We start from the raw sequence: 12515 nt of genomic DNA on the forward strand, positions 1-12515 counted from the left end.
GATTCGTTTCCTCAAATATTAAATATTTGTGTCTCGGACTCATGCCCGAGTTTGGATGCAAAACTATTGCCGTGCTAACTGTCCGGCACCAGTTTCTACTTTCAGTTCAGGGTGGGATGAGTATTCCGTCCAAGAGCCTTCATACAGCCGCACTTTGGGATAACCGAGCATGTGTTTGAGTACCATATATTCGAGACTTGCTTCTCGACTCGTACCGCAGTACAGAACAATATCCTGCGATTTGTCAAGTTTTTTCTGCTGGACGATCTGCTGCATCTCATTTATCGACTTGAACTTATGCGGGTTGGCTGGGTCCATCAGCTGATGCCAGTCGCTACTAATTGCACCTGGAATATGTCCGTTACGCATCCAAGTCTTCACCTCGCCGCGATAGGCTTTTTCCGGTCTGGCATCAACAAACTTGACACCCTTCCGATTCATCAGGTTGGTTACGTCGTTGAGGGTGACGCGAATAGACTGGTTATCCCGTGCCGTGAGCTTGCTTGTGGTGTACTTGGGATACTCTTGCGTTGTCGGCTGAGTCGCTTTATACGCACTCCAGCCACCATCCATCACCATGACGTTTGGGTGTCCGATGCGTTCTAGCACGTATGCTGTCATTGTCGCACCGAGAACGTTATCTTTGTCGGAATAGACGACAACGCGATCGCTATCTTTCACACCTGCACGCGATAGTAATTGAGCCAGAGTTTCTGGAGGTAGGTACTGTACTGGTACGCCATTTAACGGACCGCGTAGGGTTGCGTCTGCCATATGTACGGCGTTGGGAACGTGTCCGGCAAAATAGTCGTGAGGATCGGGTCGAACATCCAGAATGCGTACGTTGGCATCTTTGGCGTGAGCGGCAACCCATTGGGGCGAAACAACTGAGAACTGCGAATTAGGCTAAGGCTGCGATTGGGACTGGACGCTAGCGGTAAAAGGTGAATAGGCAAGTGTTGCTGCTGCCAATGCTGCAACACCGAAGGATGCTAAGAAAAATTGTTTTTTCATATGTTTTTCCTCCTTGTTTTACGGCAGGCGATGTCGTTCGTCGGTTTACTTTGCGACCATCGCGTCCGGCAAAATATGACTGAAGGGCATTTCTGCCTCAATTGTCTATGGGGATGATCTAAGTACAGGACAAAAGCTTGCAAATGAAGAAAGAAAAAGGGTTTCATGAGAATTACCACATTCAGAACATAAAACCCTATGAATCAGGTTACTCTACTTCGAGATGCCTTGCGCCCTCATTTAGCTTGGCATGGTGCGCGACTAAGCTTTGTGGCAGCATTTCTCATAGCGCTGTTGCGAGTCAAAACTGTCAACTTCAGTGAATTGGCAACCGGATTCAGCGGCAAGACTCAAACCGATTCTCATTACAAACGACTCCAACGATTTTTCCGTCACTATGAAATGGACTACGCCGAAATTGCTCAAGCTGTTGTTACCCTAATGAATATTCCAGAACCCTGGGTACTTTCAATCGACCGTACCGAATGGCAGTTTGGAGAGTGTGTTTTCAATATCCTGATGCTGGGAGTTGTGCATGAGGGAGTTGCGTTTCCTGTGGTGTGGTGTTTACTGGACAAACGGGGGAATTCCAATAGCGATGAGCGGATGAAGTTGTTCAACCAATTTCTAGAGCGCTTTGGTGAGCGTGAAATTACTTGCCTGACCGCAGATCGAGAATTCGTTGGCAAGGATTGGTTTAGCTACCTACTTAGCGATCCGCTCACCCCGTTTCGTATCCGCATTCGCGAAAATCATAAACTTAGACATGGCTGTCAGAGTCTCAAAGTCAATGTCTTGTTTCAGAATCTACAGGTAGGACAGCACAAAGTTCTACGCCACAAAAGACAACTCTGGGGAGATTGGGTCTACATTGCCGCCTTGCGATTAGAGGATAATTCTTTACTAGTCGTTGCCACTCAAACCGCACCTAAATCAGCTATCTCCGACTACGCTCAACGATGGGGAATTGAAACACTTTTCGGCATTTTCAAAACTCGTGGTTTTTGTTTAGAATCTACCCATCTAACCGATTCTGAGCGTTTGAGTAAGCTGCTGGCACTGCTCTCATTAGCCTTATGTTGGGTCATCTTGACGGGTGAATGGTTACACCAACTCAAACCACTTACTATTAAAAAGCATGGACGCAGAGCTAAGAGCATTTTTCGTTATGGCTTTGACCATCTACGAAACATTGTTCTCAATCTGGAGCAGAAAATGGATGAGTTCTTGGATATTCTACAATTTTTGTCCTGTACTTAGGGGGATGATATTAAAACGAGCGTCGTCTCCAACCACTCCAAACTGGAAAACCAGTTTTATCTCGGAGTACTAAAGTTGTATTACCTTTTTTCACTTCAGCCGCAATGATGGTTGGCGTGTTGGCAAAAGTGACGCGCGAGCCTACGACTTCAATTCGATCTTTCGGCTCAATTGCAATCTCCTGGCGTTCGAGATACCAGTCTGGACCGAGATGGACGGAAATCTCTTGCCGGTTGGCTGTTCTCAGCACCAGATGCAGACCAACTCCCATCCCATGCATAGGGGTAATTGTATCTACTCTAATCACTTCTCCTCGGATTGTTGCCACTGTGCGAGGGTTGTACAGGCGACTGTAGGGCGTACCTCTTCCCCATCCATCGCTACCTCTCCATCTCATTCCTGGCTGGGCAAAAGATGCAGGAATAATAGTCAAGCTCAGCGCCGAAACTAACGCGACTATGGTTGCAATCTTTTTCATTTTTTTCTCCTTGCAACGCAAGCATTAATTACTAACCTGACAACTACTGAAATAGCCTTCATTTAAGCTGTTGCCGCTAAGCGCCCGCACATCTCGTTAGCTGGAACGGCTTCCATTATCTTTTTGGGGTTTGGTAGATTCAGGTTATGCATGAATTGAATGAAACTGGGGCGATTTCGTCCGGCAAAACGAGGATTCCATCGCTTTTCTTCCCCAATCGTCGATACGGTATGACCCCGATAATCGTGAGCGGGATAGACCAAAGTTTCGTCTGGTAAGCTAAACAAACGCTCTCGTACTGAATCGTACAGCGTCCCTGCATCTCCACTTTGGAAATCCGTCCGTCCGCAACCTCGGATAAATAAGGCATCTCCTGTTAGCACTCGGTCATCGTTTACTAGATAAGCCATATGGCTATCGGTATGACCAGGCGTAGCAATGGCTGCAATGGTAATGTCGCCCATATGCAATGTCTCCCCATCTTTGATGTGGCGGTCAGCACAGGCAACAGTGACGCGATCGGGAACGATGCCCAAACAACTGGTTGCTTGTCGTAATTGTTCAGTTCCGGTCACGTGGTCGGCATGGACGTGAGTTTCCAAGCAGTAGTGCAGGGTGAGTCCCAATTCCTTAAGTAACTTCAGATCGCGTTCTACCTGCTCTAAAACTGGATCGACCAAGATAGCAGCTTTTGTAGCAGGATCGGCAATTAGGTAAGTGTATGTACTAGATTCGGCATCGAATAATTGACGAAAGAGCATATTACGTTCTCCTTCTAGCTTGTCTTTCCTTCAGTTGTCTTTGAGTGGGTTGAAACGTACTGGGCGAAGAACTCTTTCATTTGGGGATAAGCACTACAGTCAAAACCTATTTCATGAGCCTTTTCAAATGCTTGCTCTGGTGTCAGTCCGTTTCTGGTAGCTACATTCATCAGCGCCATCGCCCCAGCCCGCATCTGTTTATAGCAGTGCAGTAAGAGTGGTTTCGGTAGTGCGTCGATTTGCTCCAGAACTTCAGTGGTCTTGTCCTCAGTCAGAGTATCGACCTTGACGGGAATATTCGCGTAATGCAGCCCTAGCGCCTCTGCTTGCTGCTGTTCGTCTTGCCAGTAACCTTCTTCGTCAGGCGATCGCAAGTTGAGAACCGACTTAAAGCCTTCTTGCGCCGCTTGTTGCAGTTGCTCTGGCGTAACTTGTCCGGCTACAGCGAGCTGCTCGTTAATCTTCTTGACATTTTCCATAAGTCTCCTGCAATAAAAGTCATCGATCGGTAGAAGTCTCGTCTCTCTATCTCCATCCTATAACCATATTACCGATTGGTAATGTGGTTGTGTAAAATAGAAATTGTAGATTTATTAAATTGCCGCTCGTCTATGCCAGAGATTTCCCTTGCCGCTCTTGCTCAAGTGGCAGAGTATTTCAAAGTGTTATCCGAAATCAGTCGGTTGCAAGTTCTCAATTGTTTGAGATCGGGGGCGAAAAATGTGACGGAAATTGTCGCAGCAACTGGGTTAGGACAGGCTAATGTTTCCAAGCACCTGAAAGTGTTAATGCAAGCAGGGATGGTCAGGCGCGAACCTAGAGGCATCAGCGTTTTTTATGAAATTGCCGATCCGATAATTTTCGATTTATGTGAGGTGGTGTGCGATCGCATCTCCAACCGTTTGCTGACACAAGCACGGCAATTAGAGCAATTTAAGTCAGGGGAAGTGAAAAATTATCGATCCCAATCTTGATACCATTGCTGCATCTGCTCGACTTCAGTTTGTTGCTGTTCGAGCGTGGCGCGAGCAAAGTCTCGTAGTTCGCGGCGCTCCGCACCATCGAGGATCGTAGCAGACATCATCATTGCCATGCGATCGCTCGCGATCGTCTGCCGCAGAAATTCGCGCTCGAAGTCTGGTGCATTTTTCAGCTCGGCTAAATCTGTTTCCATGACGTGCATTCTATACTGCTCTGGTTTATCCTCCTCTAGATCTCTGTGCTGCCAACGGCTGAAGTAGCTGGGTGCATTGGTTCCATACCACTGCCGATACCACGCTTGTAGTTGTTGAAGTTCCTGAGTTTTAGTTTGTTTCATAGCAGCTGCTAGAGTTTTAATATCCTGATGCGTAGCTCGACTCAAAGCGAGATCGGCTATTGCAATTGCTTGCTCGTCATGGAAGATCGTCCATTCGATGTAATGGCGTTCGCTGCGACTAGCAACAGCCATTGTGGGAGCAGCAACGGACGTACTAGGGACAGAATTGTTTAACTCGAAATCTCGCTCTTGAGCTTGGAGATTACTAGCTGTTGTCAACAGAGTGGCGATCGCACTACCAGCCAGCAAGCCTACAAAAATATAGATAACAGCTTTTTTGCTCGGATGGGTATGAGTCGCTAACTGGTTACTCATATTTTTCACCTCTGCTACTTGGCTCTGCCATTTGTGCCACAGGGCAAGTTTATTGGAATCGAACTGACTTCATTAAGCAGTTAAGATTGGCGTGCTACTGATTTGAGTCATAATTTCGGGTGGATGCGTGAGTGTAGCGTGAATTAAACAAGCATTCACAGCATTTTCTAAACCTTTTTGATGGCGATTGCTCAAGCTAATTGGTAAACTCAAGTGAATTTCGATCTCGTCCAGCCTGATGGGGATATCTGTCGTTTTTTGGGCTGAAACTTCAATCTTTAACCCTGTAGCATCTAAGTTTCTAGTTTGACAGTATTTCACAGCGTAGAAACCCACACAACTGCCTAAAGCAGATAGAAACAACTCTGGTGGAGTCATCCCAGTATCTTCACCACCATTGCTATGAGGTTGGTCGCAAGTAATAACATGACCTCTAGCGGCAGCTTGAAATTGAAGATTTGATTTGTAACTAATATCGACTCGCATATCCACCACCTTCCATTGGATAAAGTTTTATCAGCACTACTTCTTCAAAGACTTAATACCTGCGCTATTCATTTCTCACCTACGATCGGCTCTATTCCAAATTTAAGCGAAAAAGTTGAGGAATTTGTGAGGAGAATAAGTATAGAGAAATTAAAGCTTACTACCATCCCCCTCAAGTTATTTATCCATTCGATTGCGGAAATTACTAACTCGATCGATTCTTCTTACTTGAGTTTGACTGAAAAATCTCATTAGCAATTTATAGATGAATAGCAATATATTCTTATTAGGAGATAGATTCTTTTTTAAGAGACGATTCTAAAATTTTTCCAATTTCTTAGTTAGCATCTACCTCAATAGCTGCCGCTACCAACTATAGCAATCCTAAATAGGATGTATGGTTATCCATACATAAATGCCTTTTCAAAAGTAAAGTATTGCTGATGGGTGACAAACTCAAACAGATACTTCACCACTGCAAAGGACTTGCACAGCATAAAGAACTTGCGAATGAACTGTTTAGCCTGCAACCAAATGTCCTCAACGGGGTTTTGTTCAGGAGCATGAGGGGCAAAGCGAATACACTCAATCTTCCAGTCTTCATAGGGTAGTCCAGCATTAATAGCAGCCAAAAACTCTCGCAACTGGTGTGACCGATGGTAGCTTGCACCATCCCAAATCACCAGCAAACGGGCTGGCTCATCGAGAGAGCGCAGATAGTTTAAAAAGGCAATTGTATTATCCGTATTCCCAGCATCGTAGGCTTGAACATAAAACTGCTTGCTGCCGTAATCAAACGCGCCATAGTAGGTCTGGCGCTGCCGTTCGGAGGCAATTGGTACGTCAATGCGTTGGTTGGTTTTACCCCAAACATAGCCACAGGCATCGCCCCATAGCAAATGGCATTCATCAATCAACAACACCCGCACTTGCCCAGAAGCGATTTGAGTGCGCCATCTCATCAGTAACTCCACAATAAGAGTGTTTTTTTGGGCGACTTGCAGCTCGTCCTTCTGGGGACGTGCCGATTGTGTCTTCTTCCACGAGAGTCCGGCAAAACGAACGCAAGTCGTAGTAACTCTGTTGCGACTTAAAGACGACTCCATAACTGAGGTCGAGGTGAGTGACCAACTCTTCGAGCTGACAGGAGGAGCGCTGCCGTAGCCATTCCATCACTGCTTGTTTGTCAACATCATTTAAATAGCCTTGCGTACCCCAGTATCCTAACTTGAGTGCATCTATGCCTTGCTGTCGATACAGTTGCTGCCATTTACTAATGAAACTCTGTGATACCTCCAGCAGTGCTTCAATCTGTTGGTAAGGATAACCTTGTTGCCGCATTTGCACGGCTAGGGCACGTTTGAGTTCTCTTGCGTCACTTGTGCTGGCAATAAATTGGCTTAAGCTATCCATCAGAATCGAGAGAGCAACTACAAAGGTTTCTCTAGCTTATCGGCTTCTCCTTATTCCCACAAGCTATCTAGGATTGCTATAGTATTATGTTGGAGCAAACCCAGTGACGTTTCGATAGTACGATAGACAAGTGCTAGTTTGCGTTCCAATATTAACTGTCGTGCCTGGATTTCAAACTCTTTTTCCAGTCGCAAGTAAAAGCGATCCAACTCGGAAGATTCCCAAAGAAGTTTTGGCTTATCAATTACCTGGACTCGACCAACCATTTTGTGTTCCACGGCGAGAGCATTACCCAGTTGTTTCAGTAATTCTCTCACTTGCTGTTTACTCCAGCGAGCGTGCTGTAAGCGATTGGCAAAAGGTTCGATCCGTTCAAAAGCACTAGCAATATTCATTTCGTAGTAAGCCATAATCACGCTCTTGGCGAGAATAGTTGCGATGATTTGCAAACTTTTGAGATCGAACTCTGGCAAAAAGATAATGTCACCTTCTACTGCTCTCGTACTATTAGCATCGCGGTGAATTTCAACATTTTCTACTTCTGGAGAGGCAAAAGGAACGATCGTGAGATCTTTGAGCTTAGTAATAAAGGTTGCTTCTTCTAAGGGAGAAAGACCGTATAAAACAACTGCACCGTAACGAAAAAGAACAGCGCAACCAGATTCGCCAGCCGCGATCGCGAGGGGGTCTTTAGCCAAACAGTCTATTTGTTCTAATGTTTTTAAATCAAGACCTTGCCCAAGCAGCAGGGCGCGTACTGGAACAAGATCGCGATCGCTAAAAAGAATTGTCTGCATCTTAGCTTTTGTAGATTAAGACCCTCTTTCTTATTTAATCCATCATCCTGAGCATCGACTATTAACATAGCCACTATCGCACGGCAAAGAAGCGATCGCCACGAGCGCGACGTAGTAACGGCTGCACTGCTACGCTCAACAAATAGGCAACACCAGCCACGAGAATAATCGTTGCGCCAGAAGTGAGATTGAGGAAGTACGAGAACCACAACCCCGCTGTGGTGAAAACCATGCCCAGGATGCTTGCCAGTCCCATCATCTTTTTCATATCTTTCACAAACAGTCCGCTGATGGCGGCTGGCATCGTCAGCAGGGCGATCGTCATAATCAGCCCTACCACCCGCATCATCATCACCACTGTCAGCGCGATCGTACACATGAGAGTTAAATAGATTGCGTCTACTGGCACGTTGGCGACCGTAGCAAAGGTTTCGTCAAACGAAACTGCAATAGTTCTTTGTAGAACAATATCGCCAGGGCAACGACGATCGCGTCGAGTAACAACATAATCAGCAAGTCGTGCCAGGAAACCGCTAAAATGCTGCCGAACAAATAGCTCATCAGATCCGCCTTGTAGCCCCCTGCTAAGTCTACGAGGATAATCCCGATAGCCATACCAATCGCCCACATGACACCAATAATAGTGTCTGCTCGCTGTCGGGTGTAGCGTTGCACGATGCCCATCCCTAACGCTACCATTTGGCTTTTAATACGCTACAGTTGAAGAAAAGAGACATTTAAATCTGTGAGTCATGTCTGGGAGAGTCAAGCTCAAGATTAACGAGTCGGCAGAAACGCTCCTCACTCTTTTAAAGCAGCAAAAAAGTGCAAGTGGGAAGGAAAGAGTACAAGCACTGTATTTGCTCAAGACTAAGCAAGTGGAAACGGTGCAACATTTAGCAGTGGTATTGGGACGGAATCGAGTCACAGTACAAAGGTGGTTAAGTCAATATCGCCGTGGTGGGTTGAATCAGCTATTAGAAGTAGGCAAAAGTACGGGAAGAACACCATTAATTCCAGCAGAGGCGGTAGAACGTTTAAAACAAGAACTGAGTGAGCCAGAAGGGTTTTCCAGTTATCAGGAGGTCAAGCTATGGTTAGCAGCAGAGCTAGGGATACGCGTGAAGTATGACGTGGTACATAATCTAGTTCATGACAAGCTAAGAGCTGATTTATAAAGTAAAAATCAAGCAGCTAGTCGTCTCAGCATCAGCCGTACCATAGCAGCGTAGACCATAGATTCACTTATTTCCGGTAGGAGTTCATAATCCTTACTTAGTCGTCGATAGCGTCCTAGCCAGCCAAAAGTTCGTTCAACTACCCATCTTCTGGGCAAAACTTCAAACCCATCTGTAATCCGCTTAACTATTTCTACTTCTGCACCGCAGACTACCATTACAGCTTGTGCAAAATTCTCTCCACTGTAGCCACTATCTGCCCAAATTAGCTCTAAAGACTTAGAGTTATAGCACTCTTCTAGCAATGCCACTATTGCTCCTAATCGTTCTGAAGCATTAGCTTCGGTGATTACTACACCCATTAGTAGTCCTTGAGGATCTACTACGACATGGCGTTTGCGACCTTTAACTAGCTTGCCGCCATCAAAGCCGGATACTTCCCCTTTTTTCCGTCGTTTTTACGGACTGGCTATCCACAATTGCAGCAGTAGCTTGATGAGATTTGCCCAGCTTCATCCGTACTTGTTCACGTAAGGCAAGATTTATCTGCTGCCAAATTCCTCGTTTTTGCCAACGCCGAAAGTAATAATAAACCGTTGAATAGGGTGGGAAGTCATGTGGTAGCATCTCCCAAGCACAGCCAGTTTTCAGCAAATAAAAGATGGCATTTACTACCTCACGCATATCCACAGTACGTGGATGTCCTCCTGGTCTTACAGGTGGAATTAATGGTTCAATGATTTGCCATTCTCGATCGGTTAAATCACTTTTGTAAGCTTTTCTACTCATGAGGCAATGCTTTGGGCTACTGTCTTGTCATAGTAAAAGCCTCTTGCCTCCATTCTCGCTGCTTTCAACTTTTCTTTATAAATGACCTCTAAAAGCTGACTTGAAAGTAGCAAGATCAAAAAGTAGCGAGCAAGAGCCAAAGGCAGTAGAAAACTTTAAAAAAGAACTGCCTCAAAAGATAACAAGTGTAATCAAGGAGGTACAAAAGCAATCAAAAAAGTTTAAGAGAGTGCGGTACTGGTGTGAAGATGAAACTAGGCTGGGATTGAGGACAATTCAGAGACGGAGATTGACATTAAGAGGAGTCAAACCTGTAGGAAGCTTTCAATTTAGGCGAGAAAAATAGTATGTGTATGGTGTTGTAGAGCCTCAAAGTGGAGAAAACTTTTTTCGGGAAATTTCCCATTTAGACACCCAGTGCTTTCAGGAATTTCTAAATGATTTTAGGCGAGCTTATCCTGAAGATTTAGATATTATTCAGTTAGACAACGGCTCATTTCATCCTACCTCCAAACTCAAAGTTCCCGAAAATATCATCCTTCTGTTTCAGCCAGCCCACTGTCCAGAGCTTAATCCCATAGAAAGGCTTTGGGAACAGCTCAAAGGTTTTTTAGGTTGGGAGGTTATTGATAATTTAGATGCGCTCAAAATTAAAGTTAGACAGATTCTCACCTCGTTTAGTGAAAAAACTATTAAAGATTTGACTGGATGGAAGTATATTCTCAGGTCTTTAGAAGTCGCAAATATTTAACCAAATGGTAAATTATCTCATCTTGTACCAGATACTGTGTTGCAGCGTCTAACAGCATTAGAGACCCAATTGTTGGGGGAGTTCAACGCGGCTAGTACGGAGAACACTGCGCTCAGGCAACAGTTGCTTATACAAAGCGATGAGTTAAATTTGCTCTGTAGGCTTTTGGTGTCATTCCTGTCAGATGGCGAAACTGTTGACCCAGATGGCTATGGCTGCTGAATCCACACAAAACGGCAATGTCCGTAATCGAGCAATCGCCTTCTTTCAGTAATTGCTTTGCCCGTTCTACCCGTTGCCCAAGCAGATATTTGTGGGGAGTCATGCCGAGCGACTGTTTAAATTGATGGCTGAGATGAGATTGACCAATCCCTAATAATGCAGCCAGGTCAGCCAGCTTGATATCTCGATCGAGGTGTGCGTGGATGTACTCCACGACTTGCAGAATTTGCCGCTCGGATAAGCCATTGCCGTAAACGATAAATTGAGATTTGGGAGCGGCATACTGTCTGAGCAAATGCACTGCTAGAACATTTGCCAGCGACTCGATATAAAGTCTGCCGCCTACGTTTTCTTGTTTGAGTTCAGCTAGCAACATCATGCCGATCGCCTCAATTTGAGGATCGCGAGTTTGAAATTCTAGGCGCAATTTCAGCCGCTCGGGATCTGTAGCAATCGTCTCTCTGGCAACGCTCTGGATAAACCGCGACGCGATCCGAATTTGCAAACAATTGTCGTCACTATCCCAACGGGCAAAATACGGAGTCTTGGCAGGCGTTACCGAAACATCCCCTTTCGCGTGCAAGCCGACATAGGTTCTGCCTCCCTTAATTTGTAGTAAACGAACGGGACGGGGAGCTAGAGACAGACAAATAGCGTGTTCCTCGCTAAAATGACTTCTCTCCTCTCCTGGAGGCTGCTGAAATTGCTCTACCAGAATATTTTCCCAGCCCTGATTTTGACTCGACAAGATCGGTAGGGGAGTGGTTCCGATCGGGTGGGTGGCGATCGCATTCATAGTGCAAACCCAATGTGTCTAGTTCCGATTGTAATCACTTTTAGGTAAATTCCACTGAGCAGTCTAAAAACTGAGTGCAGGATTTTGATAGTTGCACAGGAATTTGATAGTTGAATGTAGATCGTTTTCCTAAGCTAGTTTGTAGGATATATGACTTTAGTAAAACTGCGATCGCTTTTGGTTGCGCGATCTTGTCTGCGAACGAATCGGAGAAACTTGTCACGACGAATGATGTTGTTTCGTCTTAATTGGTAAACAACTTACGCTCTTTACCTTGGGCATTTACCATCCTGGTTCTGGGTCGTAACGCTCGATCTAGAAACAGTCTTTCAAAGTAGCAATAACTTTAACTTACAAGGAGAAAAGTATGAATAAACAGATATCTGCACGCAACATTCTTACCAAGAGAAATTTGGCGATCGGCGCGATACTCTCTAGTTCTCTGATTAGCTTGCCTGTGATGGCAGTTCAATTAGGTAACGGACAAACAGCCTTTAACTATCCTCCCCACCTCGTCAGAGCTACAACTAGCTATAAATCTCCACATATGTCTGCCACTTATTATTTCACGTTGGCAATTCCTCAAAATGCCGGAGAGCCTCTAGGGGCAGTCACCATCTCTCAGCGCCAGAACTCCGACACGATTTCGTTCGATCCCAGTCGCAGTCGTGCTTTTCTCGGTGACAGATTTGCCAGAGGTTCAGAGATTCCTTTAGCTAGCATTGGCGGCGAGCAACCGAATAAACCTGGAGAAGCAACGATCGCGTTCGATCCGCCCGTGCCACCTGGCAACACAGTCACAGTTGCCCTCAGAGCCAAGCGCAATCCCAATGGAGGGATTTATCTGTTCGGCGTAACGGCGTTTCCAGCCGGAGAGAAGAGTTCCGGTCAGTTTCTCGGCTACGGTCGTCTACACTTCGGTTCCCGATAAAATTGC

15 protein-coding genes and 2 pseudogenes are annotated in these 12515 nt (G+C 45.6%); 5 read left to right on the forward strand and 12 right to left on the reverse strand.

Features of this window, described 5'->3' with window-relative positions:
- Positions 1-63: 63 nt before the first annotated feature.
- Entirely contained in the window at positions 64-579 is a 516-nt protein-coding gene (locus N4J56_RS20945; RefSeq protein WP_317110677.1) for a sulfurtransferase, read from the reverse strand.
- Positions 556-870, reverse strand: a pseudogene (locus N4J56_RS20950) (rhodanese-like domain-containing protein); the annotation flags it as partial. The gene N4J56_RS20945 and the pseudogene N4J56_RS20950, both read right to left, overlap by 24 nt.
- Before the next feature lie 342 nt (positions 871-1212).
- On the opposite strand from N4J56_RS20950, the gene N4J56_RS20955 reads away from it, so the two are divergent.
- The gene (locus N4J56_RS20955; RefSeq protein WP_317107380.1) at positions 1213-2274 is read left to right on the forward strand and encodes an IS4 family transposase; all 1062 of its coding nucleotides are present in this window, start codon (positions 1213-1215) and stop codon (positions 2272-2274) included.
- 10 nt (positions 2275-2284) lie between these two features.
- On the opposite strand, the gene N4J56_RS20960 is transcribed toward N4J56_RS20955, so the two are convergent.
- From N4J56_RS20960 to N4J56_RS20970, 3 genes are all read right to left on the reverse strand, one after another.
- Positions 2285-2752 (reverse strand): hypothetical protein, encoded by a 468-nt coding sequence (locus tag N4J56_RS20960; RefSeq protein ID WP_317108201.1) that lies wholly within the window; start codon positions 2750-2752, stop codon positions 2285-2287.
- 62 nt (positions 2753-2814) lie between these two features.
- Positions 2815-3513 carry an MBL fold metallo-hydrolase gene (locus N4J56_RS20965; RefSeq protein ID WP_317108202.1) on the reverse strand — a complete coding sequence of 233 codons (699 nt, stop codon included), beginning with the start codon at positions 3511-3513 and terminating at the stop codon, positions 2815-2817.
- A 14-nt stretch (positions 3514-3527) separates the two neighbouring features.
- Positions 3528-3992, reverse strand: coding sequence for a protein tyrosine phosphatase family protein (locus N4J56_RS20970; RefSeq protein WP_317108203.1), 465 nt, complete (start codon positions 3990-3992; stop codon positions 3528-3530).
- A 132-nt stretch (positions 3993-4124) separates the two neighbouring features.
- Here N4J56_RS20970 and N4J56_RS20975 point away from each other — a divergent pair, with 132 nt between their 5' ends.
- The gene (locus tag N4J56_RS20975; protein WP_410500555.1) at positions 4125-4487 is read left to right on the forward strand and encodes an ArsR/SmtB family transcription factor; all 363 of its coding nucleotides are present in this window, start codon (positions 4125-4127) and stop codon (positions 4485-4487) included.
- On the opposite strand, the gene N4J56_RS20980 is transcribed toward N4J56_RS20975, so the two are convergent.
- The 5 genes and pseudogenes from N4J56_RS20980 to N4J56_RS41155 all read right to left on the reverse strand — a co-directional run.
- Positions 4469-5146 carry a DUF305 domain-containing protein gene (locus N4J56_RS20980; protein ID WP_317108205.1) on the reverse strand — a complete coding sequence of 226 codons (678 nt, stop codon included), beginning with the start codon at positions 5144-5146 and terminating at the stop codon, positions 4469-4471. The two genes, N4J56_RS20975 and N4J56_RS20980, sit on opposite strands and share 19 nt — an antisense overlap.
- A gap of 72 nt (positions 5147-5218) precedes the next feature.
- Complete coding sequence (locus N4J56_RS20985) at positions 5219-5632, reverse strand: OsmC family protein (protein WP_317108206.1); 414 nt, start codon at positions 5630-5632, stop codon at positions 5219-5221.
- Positions 5633-6033: 401 nt separating this feature from the next.
- A protein-coding gene (locus N4J56_RS20990) for an IS630 family transposase (protein WP_410500364.1) occupies positions 6034-7045 on the reverse strand; the annotation gives its coding sequence in 2 pieces (ribosomal slippage) (positions 6034-6696 and positions 6698-7045; 1011 coding nt in all).
- A gap of 50 nt (positions 7046-7095) precedes the next feature.
- Positions 7096-7842 (reverse strand): RMD1 family protein, encoded by a 747-nt coding sequence (locus tag N4J56_RS21000; protein ID WP_317108207.1) that lies wholly within the window; start codon positions 7840-7842, stop codon positions 7096-7098.
- A gap of 73 nt (positions 7843-7915) precedes the next feature.
- Positions 7916-8535, reverse strand: a pseudogene (locus tag N4J56_RS41155) (metal ABC transporter permease); the annotation flags it as partial.
- 59 nt (positions 8536-8594) lie between these two features.
- On the opposite strand from N4J56_RS41155, the gene N4J56_RS21015 reads away from it, so the two are divergent.
- Positions 8595-9020 (forward strand): helix-turn-helix domain-containing protein, encoded by a 426-nt coding sequence (locus N4J56_RS21015; RefSeq protein ID WP_317108210.1) that lies wholly within the window; start codon positions 8595-8597, stop codon positions 9018-9020.
- Positions 9021-9028: 8 nt separating this feature from the next.
- Here N4J56_RS21015 and N4J56_RS21020 read toward each other — a convergent pair.
- A protein-coding gene (locus tag N4J56_RS21020; protein ID WP_317105119.1) for an IS5 family transposase occupies positions 9029-9809 on the reverse strand; the annotation gives its coding sequence in 2 pieces (ribosomal slippage) (positions 9029-9473 and positions 9472-9809; 783 coding nt in all).
- Positions 9810-10158: 349 nt separating this feature from the next.
- Between N4J56_RS21020 and N4J56_RS21025 the strand changes: the two genes are divergently transcribed.
- Positions 10159-10560 carry a transposase gene (locus tag N4J56_RS21025; protein WP_317108155.1) on the forward strand — a complete coding sequence of 134 codons (402 nt, stop codon included), beginning with the start codon at positions 10159-10161 and terminating at the stop codon, positions 10558-10560.
- Positions 10561-10687: 127 nt separating this feature from the next.
- Here N4J56_RS21025 and N4J56_RS21030 read toward each other — a convergent pair whose 3' ends face one another.
- Positions 10688-11578, reverse strand: coding sequence for an AraC family transcriptional regulator (locus N4J56_RS21030; RefSeq protein WP_317108211.1), 891 nt, complete (start codon positions 11576-11578; stop codon positions 10688-10690).
- 367 nt (positions 11579-11945) lie between these two features.
- Here N4J56_RS21030 and N4J56_RS21035 point away from each other — a divergent pair, with 367 nt between their 5' ends.
- Positions 11946-12509, forward strand: a complete 564-nt coding sequence (locus tag N4J56_RS21035; protein WP_317108212.1) for a DUF2808 domain-containing protein — start codon at positions 11946-11948, stop codon at positions 12507-12509.
- Positions 12510-12515 lie beyond the last annotated feature (6 nt).

The organism is Chroococcidiopsis sp. SAG 2025 (assembly GCF_032860985.1).
Taxonomy (GTDB): domain Bacteria; phylum Cyanobacteriota; class Cyanobacteriia; order Cyanobacteriales; family Chroococcidiopsidaceae; genus Chroococcidiopsis.

Excerpts from the sequence above, each read along its gene's own strand:
- N4J56_RS20980 (WP_317108205.1), bottom strand. The coding sequence starts at position 5,146 with ATGAGTAACCAGTTAGCGACTCATACCCATCCGAGCAAAAAAGCTGTT.
- N4J56_RS20975 (WP_410500555.1), top strand. The coding sequence starts at position 4,125 with ATGCCAGAGATTTCCCTTGCCGCTCTTGCTCAAGTGGCAGAGTATTTC.
- N4J56_RS21000 (WP_317108207.1), bottom strand. The coding sequence starts at position 7,842 with ATGCAGACAATTCTTTTTAGCGATCGCGATCTTGTTCCAGTACGCGCC.
- N4J56_RS20965 (WP_317108202.1), bottom strand. The coding sequence starts at position 3,513 with ATGCTCTTTCGTCAATTATTCGATGCCGAATCTAGTACATACACTTAC.
- N4J56_RS20960 (WP_317108201.1), bottom strand. The coding sequence starts at position 2,752 with ATGAAAAAGATTGCAACCATAGTCGCGTTAGTTTCGGCGCTGAGCTTG.
- N4J56_RS20945 (WP_317110677.1), bottom strand. The coding sequence starts at position 579 with ATGGTGATGGATGGTGGCTGGAGTGCGTATAAAGCGACTCAGCCGACA.
- N4J56_RS21035 (WP_317108212.1), top strand. The coding sequence starts at position 11,946 with ATGAATAAACAGATATCTGCACGCAACATTCTTACCAAGAGAAATTTG.
- N4J56_RS20985 (WP_317108206.1), bottom strand. The coding sequence starts at position 5,632 with ATGCGAGTCGATATTAGTTACAAATCAAATCTTCAATTTCAAGCTGCC.
- N4J56_RS21030 (WP_317108211.1), bottom strand. The coding sequence starts at position 11,578 with ATGAATGCGATCGCCACCCACCCGATCGGAACCACTCCCCTACCGATC.
- N4J56_RS20970 (WP_317108203.1), bottom strand. The coding sequence starts at position 3,992 with ATGGAAAATGTCAAGAAGATTAACGAGCAGCTCGCTGTAGCCGGACAA.
- N4J56_RS20955 (WP_317107380.1), top strand. The coding sequence starts at position 1,213 with ATGAATCAGGTTACTCTACTTCGAGATGCCTTGCGCCCTCATTTAGCT.
- N4J56_RS21015 (WP_317108210.1), top strand. The coding sequence starts at position 8,595 with ATGTCTGGGAGAGTCAAGCTCAAGATTAACGAGTCGGCAGAAACGCTC.